Source organism: Streptomyces sp. NPDC000348, assembly GCF_042898795.1.
Classification (GTDB): Bacteria; Actinomycetota; Actinomycetes; order Streptomycetales; family Streptomycetaceae; genus Streptomyces.
This window is the reverse complement of the sequence record NZ_JBIAZD010000006.1, coordinates 297,589-324,198: the sequence shown is the minus strand read 5'-3', so window position 1 is coordinate 324,198 and position 26,610 is coordinate 297,589. Positions and strand designations below refer to the sequence as shown.

Genomic DNA, 26,610 nt, shown 5'->3' with positions numbered 1-26,610 from the left:
CCTAGCGTGACCAGTGGTGACGCGCTGCTTCCGGGGGTTCGTACGGGGTGGGCGCGGGCGCTGTACGGGACGGTACGCGGGGAGAGGCGGCAGGGCGATGACCGAGGTGCGGGACGAGGAGACGGTACGGCAGCAGCGGCGGCCGGAGGACGAGCCCGGGACGGGCGTGGTGACGGCGTTCGGGCGGCAGTTGAAGCTGTTGCGGACGCGGGCGGGGCTGGAGCGGGCGGAGTTCGGGAAGCGGCTGGGGTACTCGGCGGACACGGTGGCTTCGATTGAGCAGGGGAGGCGGATTCCGCAGGCGTCGTTCATCGACAAGGCGGATGAAGTGCTGGGGGCGGGGGGTGTGCTCCGTGCGTTGAAGGAAGAGGTGGGGAAGGCCCAGTACCCGGCAATGTTCCGAGACATGGCTCGGATTGAGGCCAAAGCCACGGCCTTGAACCTGTACGCCATGTACGCCGTGCCTGGTCTGTTGCAGACCGAAGGCTACGCACGTGCGGTCTTCCACATGCAGCGGCCGTTGCTGGAAGATGACGTGATCGAGCAGCGGCTTGAGGCACGCATGGCGCGTCAGGAGATCTTCCTCCGTCGCCCCGCACCCTTGATGAGCTTCGTGATCGAGGAAGCCGTGCTGCGCAGGCCGTTCGGCGGCGCGAAAGTCATGCGCGAGACACTGGAACACATCCTCGTTACGGGTCAGTCTAGGAACGTGGAGGTGCAGGTCATGCCGATCGAACGGGAAGACAACGGCGCGCTGGGCGGTCCCTTCTCGTTGATCGACACCGACAAGGGACAGCGGATCGCGTACGCGGAAGTACAGGATCACAGCAGCATCTACACCGACGCTGGATACGTACGCACGCTGGAAGCACGCTATGGCATCCTCCGATCACAAGCCCTGACACCGAGCGAGTCAGCGGCGTTCATCAAGCAACTGATGGGAGAGACATGAGCGTGCAGCACAGCAAGGCGGCTGTGCCCGAGGCCGCATGGACCAAGAGCAGCTACAGCACGGGTAACGGTGGCGAATGCATCGAGGTCGCTGTTGCGCCTGGCGCCGTTCTTGTCAGGGACTCGAAGCAGCCCGCAGCGGCCAGGCTCACGTTCGGTCGCGAAGCATGGGACGGCTTCGTGCGGATGGCCGCCGAGCGCTGAACGGGCGGACGTAAGACGAGCGGGCCCGGTGCGACGTGCGCACCGGGCCCGCTTGCCTTGTCAGAAGTCGTCCAGTCCTTCCTCGCGGCGGATCATCCGCCAGGCCGCGCGGCGCGCGCTGCGGTCGAGGTTGGACTTGAAGTCCCGGTCCGTTCCGAAGTACCGCTTGCCGAGCGTGTCGATCGTGGAGACATGGTCCATCATGTTCTCCTCGAACTTCTTGTCGAAGACGACGCCGAAGTTCTCCTCGTCGTTGACGAGGGCGGCGGCCCGGACCTTCGGGTCCTTCTTCGTCGCGTTGAAGGCCGGGAGGACGTCCTCCTCGGTGAACTCCGTGCCGAACTTCGCGTTGAACTTCTCGATCAGGTCGGACAGCAGAGACTTTTCGGCGTCCTTGCCGCCGCCGACCCCGTCGCCGAATCCCTTGAGTTCGGCGGGGCCGTCGGGCACGAGGGACTTGTCGTGCTCGCCGGTCTTCTCGACGCGCAGGTGGCTGAGGTCGACCTCGCCTATGTCGACGCCGCCGTCCGCGAGGCGGGGGAGCCGGTTGAGCAGGTAACGCCCGTACAGGTAAAGCCGTTCCAGGTCGGCGTCCTGGTAGGGGACGATCTGCGCGAGGAAGCCGTACTTGCGGACGTAGTCGTTGAGGTTGGCCCGGAACTCCTCGGCGGCCTCGACGTCGTCCTCCTCCTCGCTCTCCAGGAGAGTGCTGAAGCGGGTGACGGCGGGGGAGAGGAGCCGGTACAGCTCGGCGTGCAGTTTCTCCCACTTGGCCTGGGAGCCGCCGGCCTTTTCCTGCGCCTCGAAGTACGCGGCGACGAACCCGTCCATGTCCTGCTCCGAGATGATCGGCGCGGACATGACCCGACTCTGGGCCGTGTAGAGGAGGTTCGGGTCGGAGGGCAGGGTGTGCGCCTCCTCGAAGTACGGGCGGAACGCGTCCTGGATGTCCTCGGCGTCGTTGACGAAGTCCAGGACGGCCAGGTCGGCCTGCGACTTGCGGTCGGCGGTGCGGTTGAGGCGCGAGAGCGTCTGCACGGCGGCGATGCCGGTCAGCGTCTTGTTGACGTACATCGTCGTGAGGAGCGGCTGGTCGAAGCCGGTCTGGTACTTCTCGGCGACGACCAGGATCCGGTACTCCTGCTGCCCCTTGCCGCCGGCCTTCGCGGCCTTGTCGTCGGTGCGGGTGTATGCGAACGCCTTGGGCAGTGCGCTCTCCGAGAGGCCGCCGTTCTCCTTGCTCTCGGTGGTCTCCTCGCCGTCGATGGTGAGGGAGCCGGAGAAGGCGACCAGGACACCGAGGTCCGGGTACTTGGTGTCGTACTCGCGGTCCTTGATGTAACTCTGGATGGCGCGGGCCATCTGCACGGCGGAGTGGCGGGACGCCGTGACCACCATGGCCTTGGCCCGTCCGCCGAGCCGGCCGCGGGTGTGGGCGACGAAGTGCTCGACGATCACCTGGGCGTGCTGGGACACCGTGTGCTCGTGCATGAGCGCGAACCGGGCGAGCAGGCTGTTCGCCTTGGAGGGGTCGACCTCCTTCTCGTCGTGGTTGAGGTTCGCGAGCTTCCAGTAGGTGTTGTAGGTGACGTAGTTGCGCAGGGGGTCGAGGATGAAGCCCTCCTCGATGGCCTGGCGCATGGAGTAGGTGTGGAAGGGGCGGTAGACGGTCTTGCCGTTCTCGACGCCTTCCGTGCCGAAGAGTTCGAGGGTCTTGGACTTGGGGGTGGCCGTGAAGGCGAAGTAGGAGAGGTTGGCGGCCTGGGAGCGCTCGACCGCCTTCGCCTTCAGCTTGTCCTCCACGGTGACCGTGGTCGCACCCTCGTCGTCCGAGTCGGCGTCCAGGCCGAGGTCGCGCAGGGCCGACTTCACGGCGGTGGCCGCGTCACCGGACTGGGAGGAGTGCGCCTCGTCGACGATGATCGCGAAGCGGGTGCCCTTGATCTCGGTGGGGTTTCCCTTGATGTAGTTCAGCAGCGCGGGGAACGAGTGCAGGGTGACCGTGACGATCTTGCCGGTGTCCCGGGAGAGGGCACGGGCGAGCTGCTCGCTCTTCGCCCCGTGCTTCTCGTCGATCTTCACGACCAGGCCGTCGGTCTGCGAGAAGCTGCCGACGGTCGCCGAGAGCTGGGCGTCCAGCGCGCGGCGGTCGGTGATGACGATGACCTTGTCGAAGACGGGCTCACCGGGCTTGATGCGGCCGTCGGCGAGCGCGTCGGGTCGCAGGACGGCGGGGTCCCGGCGGGCGTGCAGGTCGCTGAGGCGGTGGGCCAGCCAGCCGATGGTGTTCGACTTGCCGGACCCGGCGGAAGCCATGATCAGGTAGTTCTGGCCGGCGCCGTGGACGGAGGCGTGCGCGGTGAGCTTGCGGACCACGTCCCACTGGTGGAAGCGGGGGAAGATCGTCGACTTGGTGGTGCCGCCGCCGGGCGTCTTCTGCTTCTGCTGGTGCACGAAGCGCTGGAGGAGATCGAGCCAGTTGTCCCGCTGCCAGACCTGTTCCCAGAGGTAGGACGTGGCGTACGTGCCGTGGGCGGTGGGCGCCGGGTTGCCGGCCCCGCCGGGCTGGCCGGCACCGTTCGAGCCGGTGTTGAACGGCAGGAACCGGGTGCCTTTGCCGCGCAGTTGGGTGGTGACGAAGACCAGGTCCGGGTCGACCGCGAAGTTGGCGATGACGCGACGCGTGAAGATCAGCTCGGTTGGGTCGCGCTTCATTCGATACTGCTCTTTGGCGTCCTCGACGCCCTGGCCGGTGAGCGGGTTCTTCAACTCGGCGGTGGCGACGGGGATGCCGTTGAGGAACAGGGCGAGATCGAGCTCGTGGCCCCAGTCAGCCTGTTTGGTGGCGTAACGGAGCTCACGGACGATGGTGAGGCGGTTGGCCCGGTAGCCGTCGAGGACCGAGTCCGCGGAGATGAGGTTGGGCTTGAAGTAGGCGACGCGGAGCCGGACTCCGCGGTCCTTCACGCCGTTACGGAGGACGTGGAGCAGCCCGTCGTCGGCGATGGCCCGGTCAAGGCGTTGCGCGAACCCGCGCTGGGCTTCGTTGGGGTTGCCGCCGTAGACGGTGAGGAGTTCGTTCCACTCGTCGGGCTGGGTCGCGCCGATGAAGGTGAACAGCTCGTTGGTGTCCAGGCCGAGGTCGGCCTGGTAGTCCTCGGGGCTCGCTTCCCGCCAACCGCGCTCGCAGAGGGCGGCGACGATGGCAGAGCCGAAGGAGGACTCGTCGTGCACGGGGCTCATTCGGATACTCCTTCGGTTACGTTGCGACCGCTGGCGGTGGAGATGTCGAACTGACCAGTCACGGCGGCGGTGATTAGGGCTTGGCGACGTTCCGCGAGCAGTCGAACCTGCTGTTGAACGGTGGTGCGTAGGTCATCGATAATCGAACGCTGGCGGTCGACGCGCTGGACCAGATCGCGCTGAGCGTCGAGGGGTGCAGCGGGGATGGGCCACGCCTTTACCTCCTCGAACCGGATGTTCGCCATGGACTGAGAGGCGCCGTTTGAGGAGGCGGCGCACAGGTTGCGGATTCTCGTTCCCCGCGCCACCGTCGCTAGGAAACCCGTCGTAATGCGTTGGTCGATGCGTACCCTGAAGATCTTGTCGGAGAGAAGGAGCTTGCTCCGGACCTGGGGCACGACGGCCGTTGAACCGACGAGCTGAGGGGTGTTAGCTCGGGTGATGAGGAGATCCCCTGGCCGCACCTCGTGGTTGGTGTCGGGTTCCAGGTCCTCGGGTAGACGCTTGTTCGCGTCGGGGAAAAAGCGGCCCGGACGGAGACAGCTGACCTTGAGGACGCCCCATTCGTCCGGCCCTGCGGGGAAAGCGTCGGCTTGTGGACTCGTTCCCTGGTCGACACCGCGAAGGAACCGTCGAAGGGGAACGGCACCCCACCGGTTGAAGAGTTCGTCGAGTGCTGAGTCAAGCTGCGCCCTTTCCCGCTCGTCGAGCTTCTCCATGACGAGCCCTTGGAGGTGGATCAGCCTGTCGATGCGGGCGGTCTCGGCATCGAGGAAGTCGGCGATGCGGCGCTGACAATCCACGCTCAAAGAGGGGAAGGGCAGGTGCCCAAGGTCTTCCGCCGTCACGGCCTTGTACGTCGTGCCTGTGGAGACGGCATCCAGCCGGGGCCGCTGGGAGTGCAGCCACCACCAGAGGAACCGTTCGTCGCACTGGTGAGCCCTGATCCCGCACAGGCCACGCCCGATTCCGTAACGACGGTCGGCAATGTTGAGGGCGCCGACGGGCGCGCGTACGGAAACCAGCACATCTCCCTTCCGTGCTTGCTTCGGTGCGCTGTCGCATTCTAGGCGCGGTGCGGGATGTACTGCCTGAAATTCGGCGTTGCCCTGCAAGAAGGCGAGCCCGTCGGCGAGGTCGGTAACCTCCGCTGAGGGCGGTGACTGCCCGGCGGAGATGTGAGCCACATACTTGAGTGGGATGGTCATTTCGTAACCTCCCCCAGCAGCCCCTGAATCTCCGCCTCCAGCGCCTTCAACTCCGCGTCGATCTCCGCCAACGGCCGCGGCGGCTCGTACACATAGAAGTGCCGCGTGAACGGGATCTCGTACCCGATCTTCGTCTTGCCGTGGTCGATCCACGCGTCCGGTACGTGCGGGTGGACCTCCCGCGCCAGGTACTCCTCGACGTCCTCGCCCAGCGGAACGTTCTCGTAGTCCCGAAGCTCCGCGTCCGGCTCGGGCTCGCCCTTGACGCGCTGTACCTCGCCCTTCGGGTCCCGAACGCCGATCACCTCGCGCAGTGCCTTGTTGAACGGAGCCCCCGTGGGCCACGTCCCGCCAGCCTGGACCACCGCGTCCTTCAGGGCCAGCCAGGCCTCCTGCTTCGTCGCCCAGCTCGTGCCCATCAGGGACTTGAAGGCGTCCGCCAGGGCGGGGGCCTGTGGAAGCTTCTGGATCGGCTTGGACGCTTCCAATGCTGCCAGCGTCTCCTCCGTGATCTCGAACCGCAGCTTCAGCGGGCGTTCCACGGTGATCCGCTGGTAGCCGAAGTCCTCGTTGCGGAAGACCTTCACCTTGCCGTGCAGCGGGTGCTCCGCGTCCCCCGCCACGGCCAGCGCCTCGCCGTACAGCTTGACCACCGTGGCGATGTGGTCCTTGCCCAGCTGCTTGCGCTTGTCGCCCAGCGACTTGCGCATCTTCTGCCACTGGTCCCGAGCGTCCAGCAGGACGACCTTGCCCTTGTGGTCCGGGCTCTTGCGGTTGGTCAGGATCCAGAAGTACGTCGAGATGCCGGTGTTGTAGAAGAGCTGGTCCGGCAGGGCCACGATGCCCTCCAGCCAGTCGTTTTCCAGGATCCAGCGGCGGATCTCCGACTCACCCGAGCCGGCCGCGCCCGTGAACAGCGGTGAGCCGTTGAAGACGATCGCCAGGCGCGAGCCACCCCCGCCGTCCACGTCGATCGGCTTCATCTTGTCGATCATGTGCTGGAGGAATAGCAGCGAACCGTCGTTGATGCGCGGCAGGCCCGCACCGAAGCGGCCGGCCTCGCCGAGTTCCCGGTGTTCGCGCTCGACCTCGTCCTTGACCTTCTTCCACTCCACGCCGAACGGCGGGTTGGCCAGCATGTAGTCGAAGGTCTTGCGCTTGTGGCCGTCGTCGGAGAAGGAGTTGCCGAAGGCGATGTTCTCCGGGTCCTGGCCCTTGATCATGAGGTCGGACCGGCAGATCGCCCACGACTCGGGGTTGAGTTCCTGCCCGTACACCTCCACCGTGGCGTCCTCGTTGAACTCGGTGATGAGGTCGTCCATCGCGGAGAGCATGCCGCCCGTGCCGCAGGCCGGGTCGAGGACCGTGCGCACCACGCCCGGAAGCTGGAGCGCGTCGCCGTCCGGGGCGACGAGCAGCCGCACCATGAGCTGGATGACCTCGCGCGGCGTGAAGTGCTCACCGGCCGTCTCGTTGGACTGCTCGGAGAAGCGGCGGATCAGCTCCTCGAAGATGTAGCCCATGTTGTGGTTGGGCACGATCTCGGGACGCAGGTCCAGGTCGGTGAACTTGCCGATGACCTGGTAGAGCAGCCCCGCGCTGTCCAGCCGTTTAATCTGCTGGGCGAACTCGAAGCGGTCCAGCACGCCACGGGCGTTGTCGGAGAACGCCCCGACGTACACCGCGAGGTTCTTCGCCGCGTTCTGCGGGTCCGCCGCGATCTTCTTCAGGGTGAGCGTGGACGTGTTGTAGAAGGCGTGTCCGGAGGCCTTGCGGAGGAACTTGTCCGCGACGATGTCCTGGCCCTCGAACTTCGCCACGGTCTCCGTGACCTTCTCGCGGGTCGGCTCCAGCACGCACTCCAGTCGCCGCAGCACCGTGAACGGCAGGATGACCTTGCCGTAGTCGGACTGCTTGTAGTCCCCCCGCAGGAGGTCGGCGACGGACCACGCGTGGTTCGCCAACTCCGTGTGCTTGCTGCTGTTCAAGACTTCTTCCGTTTCCCTTCCGGGGCCGGTACGGATGGATGTGAGTGCGGAGGGAGGGATGGTGGTTCCTCGTCCGTCCGCGTCAAAAGTGGGGGTGGCTTCGGAGCCTAGGTCGGCTCCGGCACCAGTTGTCCGCCCGTGAGCCCCCCGCTCACGAGCCGTGCCGTCTCCTCGGCCAAGTCCTTTGCGCTCCGCGCCTGTTCGCGCAGCGCCTCCACGTGCCGGAACGCCTCCCCGTACCGCCGCTGCTCCGCCAGCGGCAGCAGCGGTACCCGCAGCCGTCCCGGGGTGAGGTGGAGCGTGGAGCTGCCGGTCGAGGCGCCGGCCAGGTTGGCCTCGGAGCTGAGGAAACCGAAGAGGAACCAGGGGTCCAGCCGCGCCGGGTCCGGCCGGAACAGATGCACGCCGGCTCCCAGCAGAGCGCCGGCCTCCGCCTCGCCCGCGACCCGGGCCACGGGACCGGTGCCGCCGACCAGGTTGCGGACCAGGATGTCGCCCACGGCGATCTCCGGCGTCTGCTCGGCCTGCACGTCCAGGAGCTGTCCCGTCGGCCCGGTCCCGCGGGCGATGTCGCCGCCCGTCAGAGTGGGCCGGCGTTCCCCGTTGTAGGTGCCCTCCGCCGCGGCCTCCGCCTCGGCGGCCATCGCCCGCGGCGGAACCGGAACTGCACGCAGCACCTTCAGCGCCCCGCCCCGCGCCAGGTCCGCCACCGTGGCCGTGCGCCACTCACGGGCCGAAGCCCCCGCGGCGTCCCATGACGCCGTGCCGGCCAGCTCGGTCATCGTCCGCACCGCCGCCGCCAGCCCTTCGCGGGCCGCCGCGGCTTCACGGGCCAGTTCCTGCGGGTCGACGTCCGCCTGGGAGGCGCGCACCTGCCGGGCCGGGGTCACGTCGACGACCTCGTCGAGCAGGTCGACCACGCTCACCGCCCGCGCCACACCGGCCCGCGCCTCGAACCCGTCCGGGTCCTCGGCGTACGCCGTCCACGCGGAGACGATCTGCTCGGTCACCCGCGCCCAGTCCACCGAACCCGAACGGGTTCCGCCGCGCCCCGGAGTCGAGGGCTCGCCCACGGTGTCGACGAAGAGCACCGTCTGGTACGCCGGCCGGGTCGGCTCCGGCCGTTGCAGCACCCACACCTGCAGGCCGATGTGGAGTGGGATCGCCGCCCCCGGCGGCAGGGCCGCCACCGCCCGCAGTGCGCCGCTGCGGATCAGCTCGGCGCGGACGCGGCGGCCGGAGGAGCGGGACGCCGTGGCCGGCGGGAGGAGCAGCACGGCGTGGCCGCCCGGTTCGAGGTGGGACAACGCGTGCTGGACCCAGGCCAGTTCGGACTCGGCGCGGGGCGGGAAGCCGTACGCCCAGCGCGAGTCGTAGGCCAGTTCGTCGTGGCCCCAGTCCCGGTCGCCGTAGGGCGGGTTGCACAGCACGGCGTCGACGGTGAGGTCGGGGAAGGCGTCGGCGCGCAGGCTGTCGCCCGTGCGCACGGTGACGCCCGCGCCCTCCCCGGCCGTCAGGGTCAGGCCGACCGCGGTGCGCCGTGCCTGGATGGGGACGCTGTCCTGCCCGTACAGCTCACGCGCGCCGCGCGCCGCCGCGGCCGTCAGCAGGGTGCCGCTGCCGCAGGCGGGGTCGAGAACCCGAACCGGGGAGCCCGGGAGCAGGCGGGCCAGCAGGTCGGCGAGCGGGGCCGGGGTGCGGTAGGCGCCGCTGGCGGCGCTGTCCTCCAGCTCCCGCTCCGCCAGGACGCCCAGCGCCGTCTGCGCGCCCTCGTCGCGGACGCAGAGCAGCAAGGCGCGCAGGACCGTGGTGTCGGCGTCGGTGAACCGCACGGGTTCCGTGTCCGGCACCACGTCCGCGACTCCGGCCGCCGCGTCGTTCGCCTGCTTCACCAGGTCGGCGTCGGGCAGCCCGAGCAGACCGGTGAGGTCGTCGGCGGGGCGGCGGGCCGCCGCCAGGACCAGCAGGAGCAGGTCGGACGCACCGGTTACGGCCCGCTCACGGAGGCGCAGGGTAGTGCGCAGCTCCCCGCTGGGCGTGGCCGCCGTGTGCTGTCCGCGTGAGGCGAGCCAGGCGCGGACCTCCTCCAGGTCGTACAGCGGGCTGCTGTCCGTGCCGCCCGAGGGCGTGGGGAAGTCGTCGTGCCGGCGTCGCCAGTTGCTGACGGTGGCGCGCGTGACGCCCGCGATGCGGGAGATCTCGGCGGCTGTCACCTGGGCGGACGGTGGGGGTGGCTGCGGCATGGATGAGTCCTGGCTTCGATGGTCGGCGTGGTCACACCCTACAGCACGCGTCAACTCCCGCAAGCTGTTGGACAACGCTTTCACGTACGTGCTTACATGTAGTCGCTTCCTCTGGTGAGCGACTCTCCCCGGCGTGAAGCGTCACTTTTCTTGCCACAGCCACAGCCACAGCCATGGCCTTGAGCGCCCGACCCCTCGTTCTGCCCCGCCACCTCCCGGCGGGATGCCGGACGGAGGGCGTGCGGCGCCCCCGGGCCGGGCGGCGGCCGATCGCCCACCACCGAGAAGGAATGGCCCCATGAGCTACCCGAACATCTCCGGCACGCCCTCCTCTCCCTTCCCTTCGTCCCCGCGTGCCGTCTCCGCCGGCTCCACGGACACGCCGGAGGTGACGTCACAGACGCCCCCCGCTCCCGCGCAGCCATCGGTCGGGCGGAAGCCGTCGTGGCACGGGGCACGGCTCACCCGTGGCGCCTCGACGCCCCGCACGCCGATCACGGCGCCCCTGGCCCGTCCGCGCAGGACCGTCCTCGTCGTGGCCGCGGCAGTCGTGGGCTGCTCCCTGACCGCCTGCTCCACCACCGGCGGCACCCGGACCGACACCGCGCCGCCGGCGGCCACCGTCAGCGCCTCGCAGGACACCCGGAGCGCCGAGGACGCGCAGGAGACCCAGGACGCCCAGGACGACTCCGGCGGCGACGCCTTCGTCGTCGCGCTGGACAAGACCGCTACGTGGAACAACGGCGTCAAGGCGCATCTGAGCGGCTTCGGCCGGGGCACCTCCGGCGAGTACGCCAGCCCGTCCGGCGAGCCCTACCTGGCCTTCTCCGTCACCCTGCAGAACGGCTCCGAGTCCACGATCGACCTGGCCCTGGTCAGCCTGTCCTGCCCGGACGGCGCCGAGGAGATCTTCGACACGGACGCGGGCTTCGGCGGCGCACCGGGCACGCACCTGCTGCCGGGCAAGTCGCAGACCTGGAAGGCGGCCTGCGTGTTCCCCAAGACGGCCAGGAGCGCCCAGATCGAGATCACGCCGACCGACAGCTCCGACTCCGGCTGGTACCGCACCGCCATCTTCACCGGCCAGGTGCGGTAGCCCGGACCGCGACCCCGTCACGCCCGGTCACCCGCTCTGCGGAGAGAACGGGCGACGTTTTTCACGGCCCGTCCCCATGGTGCGACTTCCGCTGCTTCCCTACCCGAGTGCACAAGGTCCGGCAAGCAACTTCCCTGCCGGGTAAGTGAATTCCGGGAAAACCTGAATATGGGGAAGTCGCTGAGGCGTCGTCAGGTAGAAGTCCCGGACGGCTTTTGTGCCGTCACCGGATACTGCTTGTGCAGCGAAGCCTTCGGTCGATGTGGCTCCAATCGGGCATGGGTAAAGAGGATTCGCGAGGAGATCGGGATGGTCGAGAAGTGCCGCGCGTTCTTCTGTGGGGAGCCGCGCACGAAGACGGGTCCGCCCGTCGAAGGGGAGTGCGGGGGCACGCGTCCGAGCAGGTCGGACGGGTGGGGCGGTGCACGCCGAAGGGGCGCCGGCGGGGTGCGGGCGACAGTCGTCGCGGTGGTGTGGCGCGTGTATCCGGGGAGTGCCGCCCGAACGGCAGTCCAATGGGCGGCCCCCCGTCCCGTTCGTGACATCAGCGCGGATAATCTTCGGCTGTAGATTGCATTGATTGATGCACCCGGGTCATCGCGATGGGGGTCGCGATCACCGCGGATGCATCACCCTTGGTGAAGTTCTGGCCACGCCTTCCGGGTGGTCGTGCGATTGCTACAAGGGATGCTCGTGGAAATGGTGGGGGATGGGTGGGACTTCTCTGTGAGTTGTGCGCCGTCGGGTTGCGCCGGGCGGTGTCCGTAGAGGGCCGCGCCCGAGGGGGCGTTCGGTAGCGGCCCGTCCTCAGTGGCGGGTCAGGGTGATGCGGAAGACCGTTCCGTGCCGGGGAACTTCACGAACAGGGCATCGGAACCTCTCTTTTGGGGACAGGGTGGATCATTCTTACCAGGTGTGGCAGGACGTGCTGGCCGAGGAGTTCTTCGGACGGCAGCACGCGGGCCACCCGACGCTGTTCTACGTCGACGACGACGTGGAGCAGGAGCTCAGGCACGGATACGGCCTGGAGGAGCCCCTCGCCCGGTGCGTGGGCAGGTTCCTGCGGCTGGAGACCGCGGAACCGTACGGCGCATTGGAGGACTACCGCTGGCGCAGGCGGCAGCAGGACAAGGACGGCGTGCCCGCCTTCCTGCCGCTGCTGGCCTGCTCGGTGATCGCCGCGTCCCGGATGGTGAACGACCGCAACCACCGGGCCACCGCCTACCACGCCCGCTTCTCCGAGCTGCTGACCGGCGACGGGAAGCGACTGGGCAGCCACCACTACGAGCCCGTATCCCGCATGTGGCAGGTACTGGCCTCCTGGCAGCACAGCCAGAAGGGCGCGCGCGGCCTGTGCACCCTTCCCGCCCCCGCCGACCTGCCCTCCAACCGCAGCATGATCGGGTTCGCCCAGTCCCAGGCGCTCCTCAGCGGCGCGGACCGGTCCTTCCTGCCGAAGCTCTTCCGGTCACTGCGGGAACACGGCACGACCTGGCCGCTGCCGGGGGAGACGCTGCTGGCCCAGGTCGAGATCCGGGGCATGGAGCAGCACTTCTCCAAGAACTTCCGCAACGCCCTGCAGGAGGAGGAGTTCCGCCCCTTCCTCGCCAAGCTGATCGGCAACTACGCCGCCTCCTGGGACGGTTCGGACGAGCTGGTGCCCACCGGTGTCACCCGCGCCGAACTCCTGGTGCGGCTGGACGCGGGGCGTCTCGGCTGGGTGGCGCGCCTGCGGTCCGCGGAGCACGAGGAGCGCATCGAGCTCAGGGGCGGCGTCGTCCTCGAACAGCTCGGCGACACCGCCTACTACGAGGTGACGGGCCTGCCCGCCCCGAGCGCGGACACCCTCACCAGGGGCATCCGCCGCGACGGGGACGCCCTGGTGCTCAGCCGCCCCGCCTCCTCCGTCCTGGTGCTCGCACGGGACGACGTGCTCGGCGTGTGGGCCGGCACCGACGGCTTCCGTCCGGGAGAGGCACACGTGGTGCTCGCCGCCCCGACCGCGCAGCGGGACGTGCAGCGGCTGCTGGACAAGGCCGCGACCACCGGCCGGAGCGCCGACACGAGCAAGCTGGCCTGGGTGCCGCAGGGCTGGTCCCTGCACAAGCCCGTCACCTTCGACGACGCGGTCACCCTGCGCCGGGCGCTGAAGGAGGTCCAGGGCGCGGTCGGCCTCCTGCAGCCCCCGGCCCAGTTCAAGCTCCGCCTCGAAGGCGGACTGAAGCTCGCGCCCTCGCTCGACCCCCACCTGTACCTGCGGGGAGGCGAGCCCCAGGTGGTCCTCCCGGACGCCACGGAGGGCACGGGCACCCTCCTGGTCGACGGCAAGGAGCGGCCCGGGCTCAGGAAGGCGATCGCCGCGGGCCGCTCCGTCCCCCTGGCCGTGCTCCGGCTGGAACCGGGCCGCCACACGGTGAGTTACGCGGGCGCGGAGATCGGCTTCGCCACCGCGGACCAGGCCGTCGTCGAACCGAAGGTGACTAAGACCTGCGGCTTCACCGTCGTGGACGGCAAGGCCTCCCCGTCACCCTCCCTCCTCGACGAGCGGACCCTGCCGACCGGCGTCACCGGCGCCGACTGCACGGGCGCCGCCTCCCAGGACGCGGCGGCCGTCATGGAGCTGTGCCGCCGGGACGCGGACGAGGTGCTGTTCGCGGCGGCCGACGGACGGCTGTGGACGCTTCAGGCCCCGGAGCAGCCGGACTGGTGGACGGAACGTCTCCCCGACACCCCCGCCCCGCTCCGCTTCGAGGCAGGCTTCCACGGTATCGGCGGCTGGCTCCTGGAACGGCGGAGCGGACGCTGGAAGGGCCGCCCGGTGAACCCCGGAACACCGAAACCGAAGAGCGCCGGCAACCCGCGGGCCTGGGCCCGCGCCGTCCTCAACGCCCAGCAGGCGTCCGTCGACCCCTCGTGGGCCGCGTACGTGCAGGCGGCGAAGGAGCTGGACCGATGACGGGAACGACGAGCAGCGCCGAGTTCGGCGGGATCCTCCTGCGCTGGCTGAGCGAGAGCCGCAGCGGCAGGGCGTTCGCACTGCGCGACGGGATCCGCGGCCAGGCCCGGGCACGGGGCCTGGAGCTGAAGGAGTACGCCGACTGGGACTGGACGCGCAAGGCCGCCGCCCTCGGCTTCATCGACGTGGACCCGCGCGCCGACCGCTGGTCGGTGGCCCCGCCGGTGCTGACCCGGCTGCCCCACGCCGACGGCCTCGCGCTGCTGACCGGCGCGCGTACCGCGCGGATCAGCGCGCGGGTCGAGGAGGCGGCACAGGAGTGGATGGAACTGATCACCGTCCCCCACCGGCCGGAGGCCGGTGAGGCCCCGCTGCCCGACACCCTCCTGTTCCAGTACGAGGACCCGCGGGCCCTCGAGGAAGCCGCGAAGTTCCTCAGGGTCCGCCACGTGCCCTGCGCCGCCCTGCAGTTGGCGGAGCTGCTTCCGCAGGCGGCGCCGGGCCCCGAGTCCGCACCGCCCGGCGGGAGCACCGTCGCCACGCTGGAGAAGTACGAGCTGCGCCTCCAGCGGTTCGTCCCCGTGACGAGGGACGACGAGGACGGCCTGTACCGGTGGCGCGGAGCCGACTACGCGCGCCTGACCCGCGTCCGCCGCAACGGCGTCTTCCACGCGGTGGACCGTGAGACGGGCGTCTACCTGGAGCTCGCCCGTCACCGCACCGGAGCGATGCGCTGGCGGCCGGAGTCCGGCGAGGGCCGGGCCGGCGTCGGCCGGCTCTTCGTCGACCGGTACGCGCCCCTGCCCGCCCTGCACGAGCGTGCGGCCGTCCTGTGCAGCGGCTTCCCGCCCACGACGGGCAAGCAGGCGCAGACCCGCGCGTACGACAACGTGCCGAGGGCGCTCGCCGAGGCGATCGCGACCTCGCTGCAACAGAACCTGGAGATCATGCCGCGACCGGTGGCAGCCACCGGCGGGAGGGCCAAGTGAGCCTGGAACAGCAGACGACGGCGGTGACGGACACCGACGTCCAGGACGTCATGGGTACGTTCGACGACCTGCGCAGCGCCCTCTTCCGCTACTACGACACCCCGTTCAGCGTCGACGACCGTTCCGTCATGGAGGAACGGCGCAACCTCCTGGACCGGGACAACGGAGCCTGGCGCGACCCGCTGATCGAGCTGCGCCCGCAGTACGCCTCCCGGGACGCCGGCATCGAGGAGTCCTTCGCCGAGGCGGGAGCGCACCCCGACGCGGCCGAATTCGCCCGCTTCACCCTCCCCGACGGCGTGACCAGCCTCTACCAGCACCAGCACGACGCCCTGGTCGCCGCCTGCGCGGGCAAGGATTTCGTGGTCACCGCGGGCACCGGTTCCGGCAAGACGGAGTCCTTCCTGCTGCCGGTCCTCGCCGACCTGGTCGCCGAGTCCGCCCACTGGCAGGGCACCCGCGCCGTGCAGCGGGAATGGTGGCAGGGAGACAGCGACCACGTGCCCAGCCGACAGGGCGAGCACGGTCACCCCGCCGCCGTGCGCGTGCTGATCCTCTACCCCACCAACGCCCTCGCCGACGACCAGCTGGTCCGGCTCCGGAAGTCGCTGGACAGCCGCGAGGCCCACGCCTGGCTGGACCGCAAGCGCAACGGGCACCGCTTCTACTTCGGCCGCTACACCGGAGCCACCCCCGTCTCCGGCAGCCGCGACTCCGAGCCGGCGCACTTCCGCCTGAGGCAGTACCTGCGGGAGGTCCAGGAACGGCAGCGCAAGGCCGACGAGAAGCTCGGCGAGGAGCTGCGGCCCTTCGTCCCGCGCCTCGGCGGAGCGGAGATGCACGCCCGCTGGGACATGCAGGCCGCGCCGCCGGACATCATGATCACCAACTACTCGATGCTGAACATCATGCTGCTCCGCAAGCAGGAGGAGCACATCTTCGGCGCCACGAGGAAGTGGCTGGAGGAAACCCCCGGCGCCCGCCTCACCCTGATCCTCGACGAGCTCCACATGTACCGCGGCACGGCCGGCACCGAGGTGGCCTACCTGCTGCGCAACCTCCGCCACCGCCTCGGCCTCGACAAGAGCCCCGAGAAACTGCGGGTGCTCGCCGCCTCCGCCTCCCTGGAGGCCGGCCGGGACGACGACTTCCTCGACGGGTTCTTCGCCCTGCCCGGCTCCCGGCGCGTGATCATCCCCGGAAGGACGAAGGAGATCCGCGGCGGAGGAGACCTGGCCGCCCACACCGAACGCCTCGCTCAGGCCGCGAAGGCCCCCGTCACCCAGGACGAAGCCGCCGCCCTGGCCCGGGAGACCGGCCTCGGCCCGGCGCTCCAGCACGCCCTCACCCCCGGCGGTAAGCCCCGTGCCCTGCCCGCCCCCGAACTGGCGGAGAACCTCTTCCCGGACACCCCCGAGGAACAGCGCCAGGACGCCCTCCACGGAGTGCTGCGCGTACTCGGCGCCGCCCAGGACCCCGGTCTTCCCCAGCTCCGCGCCCACTTCTTCTTCCGGAACATCGAGGGCGTCTGGGCCTGCTCCGACCCGGACTGCCCCCACGTCCCCGTGGAGCACGACACCGGACGCCGGGTCGGCCGGCTCTTCGCCGAACCCACCTCCCGCTGCACCTGCGGCGCCCGCGTCCTGGAACTCCTCTCCTGCCAGGCCTGCGGCGACCTCATGCTCGGCGGGTACGCCAGCCCCAAGGACACCCGGCGGCGCAAGTTCACCGGTGCCCTCCACACCGACTTCCCGGACATGGACCTGCTCCCCGACGAGGCCAGCGGCGTGCCCACCGCGGCGAACTACGTCGTGTACTGGCCGCGCACCAAGGGCCTCGGCCTCGACGATCCCGGCTGGCAGGCGGGCCTGTCCGACGGCGGGCCGCAGGTCGGGTTCGAGTTCCGCCGCAGCGCCTACCAGCCCGCCACCGGCCGCCTGGAGAACCAGGACGTCCAGCACACCGGATGGTCGTTCCACATCTCCGTGCCCCTGGACAAGGAGAACAAGAAGCCCGCCTACGACCCGGCCCGGCTCCAGGCCTTCCCCACCCGATGCCCCGCCTGCGGCGACGACTGGGAGATCAAGCACGACAGGGACGGCCGCTTCATCCCGCTGGAATCCCCCGACCGGCTGCGCAACGCGCCGGTCCGGCGGATGCGCACCGGTTTCTACAAGATCAACCAGGTGTTGGTGACCGAAGCCCTCGGCCACTTCCCCGACGGCCGGCGCAAGGCGATCGCCTTCTCCGACAGCCGCGACGACGCCTCCGAACTCGCCAGCGGTCTCGCCCTGCGCCACTACCAGGACCTCCTCCGCCTGCTCAGTGCCCGGGCCGTCGAGAGCCAGGGGGACCCGTTCGGCGACCTCCAGCTGGTGAAGGCCCACTACGCCGGGGAGGCCGTCGACCGTGCCGGTGCCCGTTCCGCCATGGAACGGCTGCGGGACCGCAACCCGGCGGACTGGGGGCGCCTGAAGGCGATCCTCGCCGACGACCTCGACGCGGAACCGGAACTCCTGCCCGACCTGGAGCGGAAGTTCTCCGAACTGCCCTCCCTGGACGACCTGGCCTCCGATCTCGAAGGCATGCTGCTGACGTACGGCACCAACCCCGCCGGTCCCGCGGCCTCGCTCCAGCAGACCTCGGCCGGGCAGTCCTGGACCGCGCTCTACCACTGGGAGCGGGACCGGGAAGCGGTGGTGGAGACCCAGGCACAGGAGGAACTCCTCGACCGCCTCCGCTCCCGCCTCCGCCTCGAGACCATCGGAAGCCTCTTCTCCGGGGGCGGCCGTGACTTCGAATCGCTCGGACTCGGCTGGCTCTGCCTGCGCGACGACCGCTCGCCCCTGGACATCGGCCTGGACAGCGACCAGGCCGTGGCGCGTGCCAGCCTGCGGATCCTCGGCCTGATGCGGCGCTTCACCCGGATACGTGCCTCCCTGCAGAGGCCGCCCGCGCCCCTGAAGCGTTTCTGGAAGCAGGTCGCCGAACGCCAGGGCACCGATCTGGAGACGGTCACGGACCGGGTGCTCGGCGTCTGGAAGGACGCCGTGGTCGACTACGTCATCAAGCCGGAGAAGGTGGCGCTCCGCTCCGGCGAGAACAAGACCTGGACGTGCCGCTCCTGCCACCGGCCGCACCTCCACCCGGGCGCGGGACTGTGCACCAAGTGCCTGACCCCGCTGCCCGCCTTGCCCCAGCAGTACGACGGAGTCCTCGAAGACGACTACTACGCCTGGAAGGCCGCCCACCGCACCGGTGACTTCCCCCTGCGCACCGCGGAACTCACCGGCCAGACGGACCGGTTGGAGGCCCAGCGCCGGCAGGGCCTCTTCCAGGACGTCTTCCTCGGCGACGACGACGTCCCGCAGGCGGACGGCCTGGAACTGCTCTCCGTGACCACGACCATGGAGGCCGGTGTCGACATCGGCCCCCTCAACACCGTGATCATGGCCAACATGCCGCCCACCCGCTTCAACTACCAGCAGCGGGTGGGGCGCGCGGGCCGGCGCAACAGCCCGGTCGCCGTGGCCCTCACCGTCTGCCGCGGCCGCAGCCACGACGAGCACTACTTCGCCCGCCCGGAAGCCATCACCAACGACCCGACCCCGCCGCCCTACCTGGTCCTCGGCATGGTCTCCGTCTTCCGGCGGGTCCTGCTGGGAGAGGTCCTGCGCCAGGCCTTCGAGCCCCTGCAGCCGAAGGACCGCAGGAAGGGGCCGGACATGACGAGCAACGTCCACGGACAGTTCGGCCTCGCCGCCGACTGGCCGACGCACCGCGGCGCCGTCCGCCGCTGGATCGCCGAGCACCCGGACCGCGTCAGGGCCGCTGCCGCCGCCCTCCGGGCCGGAACACCGGAGAGCGTCGCCGCCCTCGATCCGGTGACCGCCGTCGACGAACTCCTCGGCCAGGTCGACGAGGTGGCGGCGAGGACGGTCGGCCACCCCGAGCTCAGCCAGCGCCTGGCGGAGGCGGGACTCCTGCCCATGTTCGGCTTCCCGACCCGTTCGCGCCTCCTCTACCGGAGCATCCCGAAGAAGACCTTCCCCTGGCCGCCGGCCGACTCCGTCAACCGCGACCTGGCCGTCGCCCTCAGCAAGTTCGCACCGGGCAGCGAGACCCCGCAGGACGGCCGTCTGCTCCGCTCCAGCGGAGTGGTCTCCCTCGTCCCGAGCGGTCGCGGTGTGCAGGCCGCCGAAGAGCCGTTCGGCCCGGAACAGCTGGTCGCCATGTGCCGGATCTGCTCCCACGTGGACCCGCAGGCCGTCGTCGACCCGGAGACCGGGGACGCCGGCACCTGCCCCGCCTGCGGAGCGGAGAGCAAGTACTACAGGGCCGTTCCCTTCCGGGAGCCGGCGGGCTTCCGGGCCGCCCGCGAAGCACGGGACTACGACGGCTACCGGGAACTCGGCTCCAACGCCACCAGCGCACGGACCGCCACCGACCTGGAGAAGACGGCCCCGCGCATCCACCGCGCCGCCGACGACTGGATGGTCGTGCACACCGGCAGCGGCGACCGCTACATCGTCAACACAAACGCCGGAAAGCTCTTCCGGTTCGTCAAGAACACCGGCCCGTGGCGCGGGTACCTCGCTCTGGACAATCCCAAGGCGGAAGCCGACCTGGAGACCGCCCTCGGCGCCACCCAGCACACCGACATGCTCTTCATCGGAGCCAAGGACGCCCTCGACACGGACCGGGGCCTGCGCTTCGACATCTCGAAGTCCCGGCAGACCGACGGTTTTCCCGAGGCGTACCACGGCCGGCGCGCCGCCTGGTACTCGCTGGCGGCCCTGCTGCGCCGTGCCGCCGCCCCGCACCTGGACGTGCAGCCGGAGGAACTCCTCAGCGGCATCCACGGCTCGGACGCCCCGGTAGCCGCTCCCGTCATGGCCTACCTGGCGGACAGCCTCGACAACGGCGCGGGCTTCAGCACCCACCTCGGTTCGGAGGAACACATCGAGGAGTTCCTCCGGGCGGTCGACCGCTACGTGCACGACCTGGAGGCCGACCAGCACGCGCGGAACTGCCGCAGCTCCTGCTACGCCTGCCTGCGCGACTACTCCAACATGCGCCTCCACCCGCTGTACGACTGGCGGCTCGCCCGCGACCTGACCGACGCCCTGCGCGGCCGGACACTGCGGATCGACCCGGACGAGCACGCCGTCCTGCTGAGGGGCTGGGCGGACGAGGAGCCCGGCGTCAGCCTGAAGGAGACCGCTGCCGGCCCGGTGGCGTTCCTCACCTCGGACTTCACCGGCGAGCCCGTCGCGGTCGCCGTCAAGCATCCGCTGGAGTCCGCCGCAGAGGAGTGCGGGAACGAACGGCTCCGGGCCCTGCGCCACGAGGTCCGTGCCGGAGGCCTCGCCGACAGGATCGCCCTCGTCGACTCCTACGGCCTGGACCGGACCCCTGCCGCGGTGATCGAGCAGGTGCACACCTTCGCGGAGGAGCTCTGATGACAGCAGGAATCCCGCTGGGAGCGGGCCAGGACGAGCAGGCCCATGTGGAGGAGCTGCGGCAGCGCGAGATCGCCCGCCGCCTCGCCCTCCGCCAGGCCCGCCTCCAGGGCCGGACCGTCGCGGAGGCTCCACGAGTCGCGGAAGCCGCCGGCAGCCCCGCTCCGGTCGTTCCGCAGCAGAAGCAGCCGGTTCCGGAACCGGTCGTGCCCCAGCCGGTTCCCGAAGGATTCGCCGACCGGGAAGCCTGGGAGAGGGCCCGCTCCTTCGCCGAACTCATGCTGCCAGACACGCTGAAGACGGAGGCCGGAACGCTCTCCGCAGGGAAGCTGGCGCAGGCCGTGGCCGACGCGGCGGCCCGGCAGGACGACCCGGTCGAAGGCGTCTCCCTGCTCGTCATGGCACAGGACCACGGGCTGGACGTCTTCAACGGCCGGCTCCACGACCGTGCCCGCGCCCTGCTGGAGGACAAGCCGCTGCCGCTCCTGGGGGAGCCGGGCAGCATGTGGCAGGTCTACCAGGACGACCGTCGCCTGACGGAGACCAACCTGCCGGCCCCTCGGCAGAGAGCACTCCTGGCGAGGCTTCCCCGGCCGCTCCTCGACGACTACATCGACGAGGAGTGGATCGGCGCGGTCCCCGAGCGCGACGGCACCTCCCGTGCCGCCTACTTCCGCGCCCGCCTGGACCCGGCGTCCCTCACCGACGAGGAGATGGACCTGCTGGCCTGGCCCCTGGAACGGGAGCGCCGGGAGGCCGGACCAGGCACGGAACCCGGCCGTGACTGGCCGCAGGACTGGCGCCTGCTGGTGAGGCTGCAGGCCGGCGACGCCAAGGCTGCCGTCGAGGAGTGGACCGACCTCCTGCCGCCGACGCAGAAGTTCCTGGACACCCTGCGAGAGGTGCGGCGGACCGGAGAGGTCCCGGACGACCTCGTCGCCGACGAGCGGCTGTGGGTCCTCCTGGAGCGGATTCACCCCGGCGCGCGCAGCGCGAGCAACAAGAGGTTCAATGGCTGGATCGGTGTGCGGACCCTGGTCAGAGCCGTACGGCAGATGCACCGTGCCCTCCTCCACGGGGACGACGAGACGGCGGAGCGACGGAGGAGTGCGGCGCTCACCATGGCCGCGAGGCTCCGGCACCACTCGCAGCCGGTGCGCTGGGAGGCCCAGAACGTCCAGGCATACCTGCGCGCAGGCCCGGAGGTGGCGGAGTCCCTCAAACTCCTGGAGCAGGATGCCGAGGGCCGCCCCCCTGTGCGGGAGCAGCTCGGCGGAGGCGCCGTTGCCACGCTGCGGAAGAACCGGAGCTTCCTGGAGGGCCGGCCCCACGGAGAACGTGACCAGCCGCTCAACCCCTACCTGGTGCTCGGTGTGACCGACGGGGCGGACGAGTGGAAGAAGGCATGGCGAGCCCTGCGGAAGGAGCTCGACGACGCCGGCCGAGTCCAGATCAACCGCGCCAAGGACATGATCGAGAGGGGCGAACGGGAGCAGCAGGAAACACCCCGGTTCGCCGTCCCGCTCGCCCCGCACCGTTGGAACGATCCCGTCGGCACGAGCCACCGGCTGGAACTCCCGCCCGAGCCCCTGCAGAGGCTCACCGAGCCGCCCACGGACAGCGACCGCGCGTGGTCCCGCACCGAGGCGGCCCGGGAAATAATCACCAGGGCGACAGAACGCCTTTCCCCGGCTGCCGAAGACACCGCAGCCCTTGAAGACCCAGAGAGCAGCACATCGTGAGCAACAAAGCCGGTAAAGGCGACAGTGGTTCCGGCCCTCGTGACGGAGACCGGCAGAACCGGGGACGTGGACCGAACAGCGGAAGCGTGCGGAATCGTGGTGAGCGCAGGGCGGCCGAGGCTGCGCCCTGGCGATTCGCCGAGAGTCACCTGCCCGAGTTCGCCCCAGGGAGCCTGGACGCCGCCGCGATCCTGAATTCGGTCAACGAGACGCTCCTGCCCGTGGTGGAAAGGGAGTTGGAGGAAGCGACGGAAAAACTGGGCGCAGCGCTGGCCGACCGGGAGACCGAGGCCGATCTGGTCTCCGCCTTCCGGGCCGAGCTGATGCGACGAGTGCTTCCTCAGTTCACCGAAGCGGTACGCAAGGGTGTGCTGGAGAGCATCCGCACCCGCCAGATGCACCTGGCCCAGCTGGCCGTCCTGCACCGGCAGGCGCTGGACGCGAAGACCTTGAAGGTGGTGCTGACCCGCCTCGACCACGAGGCGGCGAAGGCCGGCCTGCAGATCGTCGGCGACGCTGGTGATCAGTCGCTGTTCAACGTCGTGGAGGACCAGCCCGGCGTGATACAGGAAGGGCCGGTCACCTTTGAACTCGTCGCACCGGCCTACGTCGACAAGGAATCCGGGAAGCTCGTCGAACGCGGCTGGCTGCGGGCCGTTGCCGGGCAGGAAGTTCCGGCACCGGGGATCGTCGATCCCAGTGCTGCAACAGGAGCGGTGGACCCGGCTCCGGCGCTGGCCTACCGGCAGACGCTGCGTGCTGCGGTGAGCAAGCGACTTGGCATGACGCAAAGGGGAACGCGATGACCTTCGGTATCGACTTCGGCACCAGCAACTCCGTGGTCGCTCGTTGGAACGGGCACACCACCGAAGTGCTGCCGATCGACGGCGACAACGTGCCCGCCCAGTGGCGGATGTCGGAGTTCGACCAGCTCTTCCCCTCCGTGCTGTCCGTCCGCGACCTGCAGCGCACCCTCTGCTTCGGCTGGGAGGCGAAGACCGGCACCGGCGAGCCGCTCGACGCCGTGAAGCGCATGCTCGGCACCCGCTCCGGTGCCGAGAAGGACGGTGACGCCGACGGCCTCGAGGTCGCCGCCCAGCTCGAGGAACACCACGCCTGGGTCGGCTCGGAGAAGTTCCACAGCACGGTCGCGGCCGCCTCCCTCTTCAGCCGGATGAAGGAAGGCGTCTCCGCCCAGCTGCTCGACCTCTCCGACGCGGTCGTCACCGTCCCCGCCAAGGCCACGGGCGGCGCCCGCTACCGCACCCGTGCCGCGGCGGCACTCGGCGGAGTGAAGGTCCGGGCCCTGCTCAACGAGCCCACCGCGGCTGCGATCTCGTACGTCCGTGACGTCCCGATCCCCGGCCGTTTCCTCGTCTTCGACTGGGGCGGCGGCACCATCGACGTCACCGTCCTCGAATACGACGACGGTCTCTTCGAGGAGCAGACCTCCCGCGGCATCACCGCCCTCGGAGGCCTGGAGTTCGACAACGCGCTGGCCCAGCTGATCCAGCAGAAGATCGGCCTGACCGCGGACCGGCTCACCAAGGCCGAACGACGCCGGTGGCGCCGGTCGGTCGAGCTGACGAAGATCGCCCTGTCGTCCGTTCCGATGGACGGCGCGCTCTACTTCGACCTCCCGGTCGGCCTCGCCCCCTCGGTCTCGAAGCGTGAGGTCAGGATCACCGCGGCCGAGTACACCGAGGCGATCACCCCGCTCATCACCCGCGCCCTGGAGGCGGTCCAGCAGGCTCTGGAAGACCTGGCCATCACCCCGGACCACATCGACTCCGTCCTGATGATCGGCGGCACCTCGCAGATCCCCCAGGTGCGTCACGCCCTGGGCGAGCTCCTCGGTCACGACCGCGTCGTCGACAGCGGCCTGTGCCGGCCCATGACCGCCGTCGCCCGGGGCGCGGCCATCTACGCTGCCTCCCTCGACGGCGAACTCGGCGACGACAGCGACTTCTCCCTGGTGACCAGCTACGACCTGGGAACGGCCGTGAGCGCGGGCGAGCAGAAGGGTTTCCGCGCCATCATCCGACGCAATGCCACCCTCCCCGCGGAGGGTTCGGCCAACTTCTACCCGGACACGCCGGGTGCTTCCTCCGTGCGCGTGCCGGTGATCGAGGGCGAGGTCGGCTACCCGGCCGACAGTGACCGCGCCTTTCCCCTGGCCAACATCGAGGTACATCTCCCGACCCGGGAACAGGACATCCGCCGGAACAAGATCGAGATCAAGTTCCGCTACAACGAGAGCGGCATCCTGCGCTTCACCGCAACCCACGCGGAGACCGGCAAGCAGCTCGCCGAGCGCGAGATCGACTCCTTCGGCCCCGACGGCACCCCACTGCAGCACGGCCTCGACGACGAGCTGACCCGCCTCCTGGCCCACACCGTCCGCCCGTTCGCCGACGGCTCCTCCCACGTCCGGCACCTCTCGGCAGCCGAAACGGCCAACGCCCGCCCCGCACCGATCGACATGTCCGTGCGCGTGGTGGAGGCCGACCCCGCGGTGACGGTCAACGGCGAGCCGCAGGGAGTGGTGACGGGGGGACTCTGACCCGTCTCCTTCGTGTGTTCGCAGCCGATACCGCTGCCCCTGGGACACACCGCGGCCCCCTCTCCCGGACGGGGAGAGGGGGCCGCGGACGGTTCAGGCAGCCGTGGTGGGCACGGGCGTCTCGTCCCGGCCGGAGTCGCCGGCGGCCTCGCCCTCGTCCAGCCCCACGTCCTTCGTCTCCTTGCCGAGCAGCAGCGCGACCAGGGTCAGCAGTGCCATCGAGGAGAGGTAGACGCCGACCAGCCACGGCGAGCCGTCGCCGGCCTCCCACAGGGCGACCGCGATGAACGGGGCGACGGCCGCGCCGAGGATCGAGCTGACGTTGTAGGAGATCCCGGAGCCCGTGTAGCGCACGCTCGTCGGGAAGAGCTCCGGCAGCAGCGCGCCCATCGGGCCGAACGTCATGCCCATCAGCGTGAAGCCGAGCACCAGCCACAGCACCACGCCCAGCGTGCCCATGCCGATCAGCGGCACCCACACCAGCCCGAAGACCAGGATCCCGGCGGTGACCGCGATCAGCGTGGCGCGCCGGCCGTACTTGTCGGCGAGCGGGCCGGAGACCAGGGTGAACACGGCGAAGAACAGCACCCCGAAGATCATCATCAGGACGAAGGTGGTGTAGCCGTACCCCAGGCCGGGCACGGCGGCGTCCCCGGGCGTACGGCCGTAGCTCAGCGAGAACGTGGTCATCAGGTAGAAGAGCACGTACGTCGCCAGCATGAAGAAGGTGCCGAGGACCAGCTGCTTCCAGTGGCTGCGGAAGACGGTGGCCAGCGGCAGCTTGCGCACCAGCCCGGCCTCGCGGGTCCTGGAGAAGACCGGCGCCTCCACCAGGCGCATGCGCACCCACAGGCCGATCGCGACCATCACCGCGGAGAACAGGAACGGGATGCGCCAGCCCCAGCTCAGGAAGGCGTCCGAGGGCTGGGACGGGTCGGCGCCCGCCGCGGACGGCAGCAGCGCGCCGATGATCAGGAAGAGCCCGTTGCCGATGATGAAGCCGAGCGGGGCGCCCAGCTGCGGGAACGTGCCGTAGAGGGCGCGCTTGCCCTTCGGGGCGTTCTCGGTGGCGACCAGGGCCGCGCCGCTCCACTCGCCGCCGAGCGCGAAGCCCTGCGCGAGCCGCATCAGCACCAGCAGCGCGGTGGCGACCCAGCCGGCCTGCGCGTAGGTGGGCAGCACGCCGATGAGGAAGGTGGCGATGCCCATGGTGAGGAGCGAGGCCACCAGCGTGCCCTTGCGGCCGAGCCGGTCGCCGAGGTGCCCGAAGACCACGGCACCGATCGGGCGGGCGACCATCGCGGCGCCGAACACCGCGAAGGACGACAGCAGTGCCGTCGTCGGGTCGCTGGTCGGGAAGAAGAGCTTGGGGAAGACCAGGACGGCGGCGGTCGCGTAGATGTAGAAGTCGTAGAACTCGATCGTCGTGCCGATGAGGCTCGCGATGAGGACCCGGGACCGAGAGTTGACGGGGGCCGGGCCGGTGGTTGGTGCGGGCATTTCACGGTCTTTCCGGGGAGGAACGGTCACCGGCGGCGTACGCCGGCGGCCCGCACCGCGCCACGCGTCCACCTCACGGGAGGCCGCGCGAACCGTGTGGGCCGTACAACGATCTCAGACATCTCACTGACCAGAAGCGTCGTACCGATATGTGAGACGGCAATATTGCGTGGCCCGGTCCTCCCCTCCCTCCCTACACTCACCGCACGGACGCCGCCCGCCACCGGGCCGCGCATCCACGACCAGTGAGGGGAGACGGGCCGTGCGTGATCACGCCGCTGCCGCCGCTCCCCGTTCCCGGTCCCGTCGGTCCGTGGTGATCCTGGTGTCCCGGTCCGTCCGGTGCCCGCTGCGCAGCCGGCACCGGATGCCCGTGACGCACGTCTGACCGCCGGCGCGCCATCGCACCGCGGTGTCGTGCGTCACGGGAATCGCGCAGCCCTTTTCCGGAACCCCCGAAAGGCC

Annotated in this window: 14 protein-coding genes; 9 read left to right on the top strand and 5 right to left on the bottom strand. The window is 70.1% G+C overall.

The features are described 5' to 3' along the window. Positions 1 to 97: 97 nt before the first annotated feature. Together ACFY3N_RS15075 and ACFY3N_RS15070 are read left to right on the top strand one after the other, a co-directional pair. Complete coding sequence (locus tag ACFY3N_RS15075) at positions 98 to 952, top strand: helix-turn-helix domain-containing protein (protein ID WP_390817105.1); 855 nt, start codon at positions 98 to 100, stop codon at positions 950 to 952. Next, the gene (locus ACFY3N_RS15070) at positions 949 to 1,155 is read left to right on the top strand and encodes a DUF397 domain-containing protein (protein ID WP_390817104.1); all 207 of its coding nucleotides are present in this window, start codon (positions 949 to 951) and stop codon (positions 1,153 to 1,155) included. Before ACFY3N_RS15075 ends, ACFY3N_RS15070 begins: the two co-directional genes overlap by 4 nt. 60 nt (positions 1,156 to 1,215) lie before the next feature. On the opposite strand, the gene ACFY3N_RS15065 is transcribed toward ACFY3N_RS15070, so the two are convergent. The 4 genes from ACFY3N_RS15065 to ACFY3N_RS15050 all read right to left on the bottom strand — a co-directional run bounded on the left by ACFY3N_RS15065 (position 1,216) and on the right by ACFY3N_RS15050 (position 9,837). Continuing rightward, positions 1,216 to 4,398 carry a type I restriction endonuclease subunit R gene (locus ACFY3N_RS15065; RefSeq protein WP_390817103.1) on the bottom strand — a complete coding sequence of 1,061 codons (3,183 nt, stop codon included), beginning with the start codon at positions 4,396 to 4,398 and terminating at the stop codon, positions 1,216 to 1,218. After that, entirely contained in the window at positions 4,395 to 5,606 is a 1,212-nt protein-coding gene (locus tag ACFY3N_RS15060) for a restriction endonuclease subunit S (protein WP_390817102.1), read from the bottom strand. The genes ACFY3N_RS15065 and ACFY3N_RS15060 overlap by 4 nt, the downstream gene beginning before the upstream one ends. Beyond that, the gene (locus ACFY3N_RS15055) at positions 5,603 to 7,594 is read right to left on the bottom strand and encodes an N-6 DNA methylase (RefSeq protein ID WP_390817101.1); all 1,992 of its coding nucleotides are present in this window, start codon (positions 7,592 to 7,594) and stop codon (positions 5,603 to 5,605) included. The genes ACFY3N_RS15060 and ACFY3N_RS15055 overlap by 4 nt, the downstream gene beginning before the upstream one ends. 107 nt (positions 7,595 to 7,701) lie before the next feature. Continuing rightward, positions 7,702 to 9,837: an N-6 DNA methylase gene (locus tag ACFY3N_RS15050; protein WP_390817100.1), complete on the bottom strand. Its 2,136-nt coding sequence runs from the start codon at positions 9,835 to 9,837 to the stop codon at positions 7,702 to 7,704. 535 nt (positions 9,838 to 10,372) lie between these two features. Between ACFY3N_RS15050 and ACFY3N_RS15045 the strand changes: the two genes are divergently transcribed. From ACFY3N_RS15045 to ACFY3N_RS15015, 7 genes are all read left to right on the top strand, one after another. Then, positions 10,373 to 10,933 (top strand): hypothetical protein, encoded by a 561-nt coding sequence (locus ACFY3N_RS15045; RefSeq protein ID WP_390817098.1) that lies wholly within the window; start codon positions 10,373 to 10,375, stop codon positions 10,931 to 10,933. Between the two features lie 895 nt (positions 10,934 to 11,828). Further along, complete coding sequence (locus ACFY3N_RS15040) at positions 11,829 to 13,889, top strand: hypothetical protein (protein WP_390817097.1); 2,061 nt, start codon at positions 11,829 to 11,831, stop codon at positions 13,887 to 13,889. Then, entirely contained in the window at positions 13,886 to 14,878 is a 993-nt protein-coding gene (locus tag ACFY3N_RS15035; protein WP_390817096.1) for a hypothetical protein, read from the top strand. Before ACFY3N_RS15040 ends, ACFY3N_RS15035 begins: the two co-directional genes overlap by 4 nt. After that, the gene (locus ACFY3N_RS15030; RefSeq protein ID WP_390817095.1) at positions 14,875 to 20,340 is read left to right on the top strand and encodes a DEAD/DEAH box helicase; all 5,466 of its coding nucleotides are present in this window, start codon (positions 14,875 to 14,877) and stop codon (positions 20,338 to 20,340) included. Before ACFY3N_RS15035 ends, ACFY3N_RS15030 begins: the two co-directional genes overlap by 4 nt. Continuing rightward, positions 20,340 to 22,082, top strand: coding sequence for a hypothetical protein (locus tag ACFY3N_RS15025; protein WP_390817094.1), 1,743 nt, complete (start codon positions 20,340 to 20,342; stop codon positions 22,080 to 22,082). Before ACFY3N_RS15030 ends, ACFY3N_RS15025 begins: the two co-directional genes overlap by 1 nt. Then, complete coding sequence (locus ACFY3N_RS15020) at positions 22,079 to 22,888, top strand: hypothetical protein (protein ID WP_390817093.1); 810 nt, start codon at positions 22,079 to 22,081, stop codon at positions 22,886 to 22,888. Before ACFY3N_RS15025 ends, ACFY3N_RS15020 begins: the two co-directional genes overlap by 4 nt. After that, positions 22,885 to 24,645 (top strand): Hsp70 family protein, encoded by a 1,761-nt coding sequence (locus ACFY3N_RS15015; RefSeq protein WP_390817092.1) that lies wholly within the window; start codon positions 22,885 to 22,887, stop codon positions 24,643 to 24,645. The genes ACFY3N_RS15020 and ACFY3N_RS15015 overlap by 4 nt, the downstream gene beginning before the upstream one ends. 93 nt (positions 24,646 to 24,738) lie before the next feature. Here the strand turns inward: ACFY3N_RS15015 and ACFY3N_RS15010 are convergent, their stop codons facing one another. After that, the gene (locus ACFY3N_RS15010) at positions 24,739 to 26,145 is read right to left on the bottom strand and encodes an MFS transporter (protein ID WP_390817091.1); all 1,407 of its coding nucleotides are present in this window, start codon (positions 26,143 to 26,145) and stop codon (positions 24,739 to 24,741) included. Positions 26,146 to 26,610 lie beyond the last annotated feature (465 nt).

Bases quoted from the DNA above. Each gene is read 5' to 3' on its own strand.
- ACFY3N_RS15075 (WP_390817105.1), top strand. From the start codon at position 98: ATGACCGAGGTGCGGGACGAGGAGACGGTACGGCAGCAGCGGCGGCCG.
- ACFY3N_RS15070 (WP_390817104.1), top strand. From the start codon at position 949: ATGAGCGTGCAGCACAGCAAGGCGGCTGTGCCCGAGGCCGCATGGACC.
- ACFY3N_RS15065 (WP_390817103.1), bottom strand. From the start codon at position 4,398: ATGAGCCCCGTGCACGACGAGTCCTCCTTCGGCTCTGCCATCGTCGCC.
- ACFY3N_RS15060 (WP_390817102.1), bottom strand. From the start codon at position 5,606: ATGACCATCCCACTCAAGTATGTGGCTCACATCTCCGCCGGGCAGTCA.
- ACFY3N_RS15050 (WP_390817100.1), bottom strand. From the start codon at position 9,837: ATGCCGCAGCCACCCCCACCGTCCGCCCAGGTGACAGCCGCCGAGATC.
- ACFY3N_RS15035 (WP_390817096.1), top strand. From the start codon at position 13,886: ATGACGGGAACGACGAGCAGCGCCGAGTTCGGCGGGATCCTCCTGCGC.
- ACFY3N_RS15025 (WP_390817094.1), top strand. From the start codon at position 20,340: ATGACAGCAGGAATCCCGCTGGGAGCGGGCCAGGACGAGCAGGCCCAT.
- ACFY3N_RS15015 (WP_390817092.1), top strand. From the start codon at position 22,885: ATGACCTTCGGTATCGACTTCGGCACCAGCAACTCCGTGGTCGCTCGT.
- ACFY3N_RS15010 (WP_390817091.1), bottom strand. From the start codon at position 26,145: ATGCCCGCACCAACCACCGGCCCGGCCCCCGTCAACTCTCGGTCCCGG.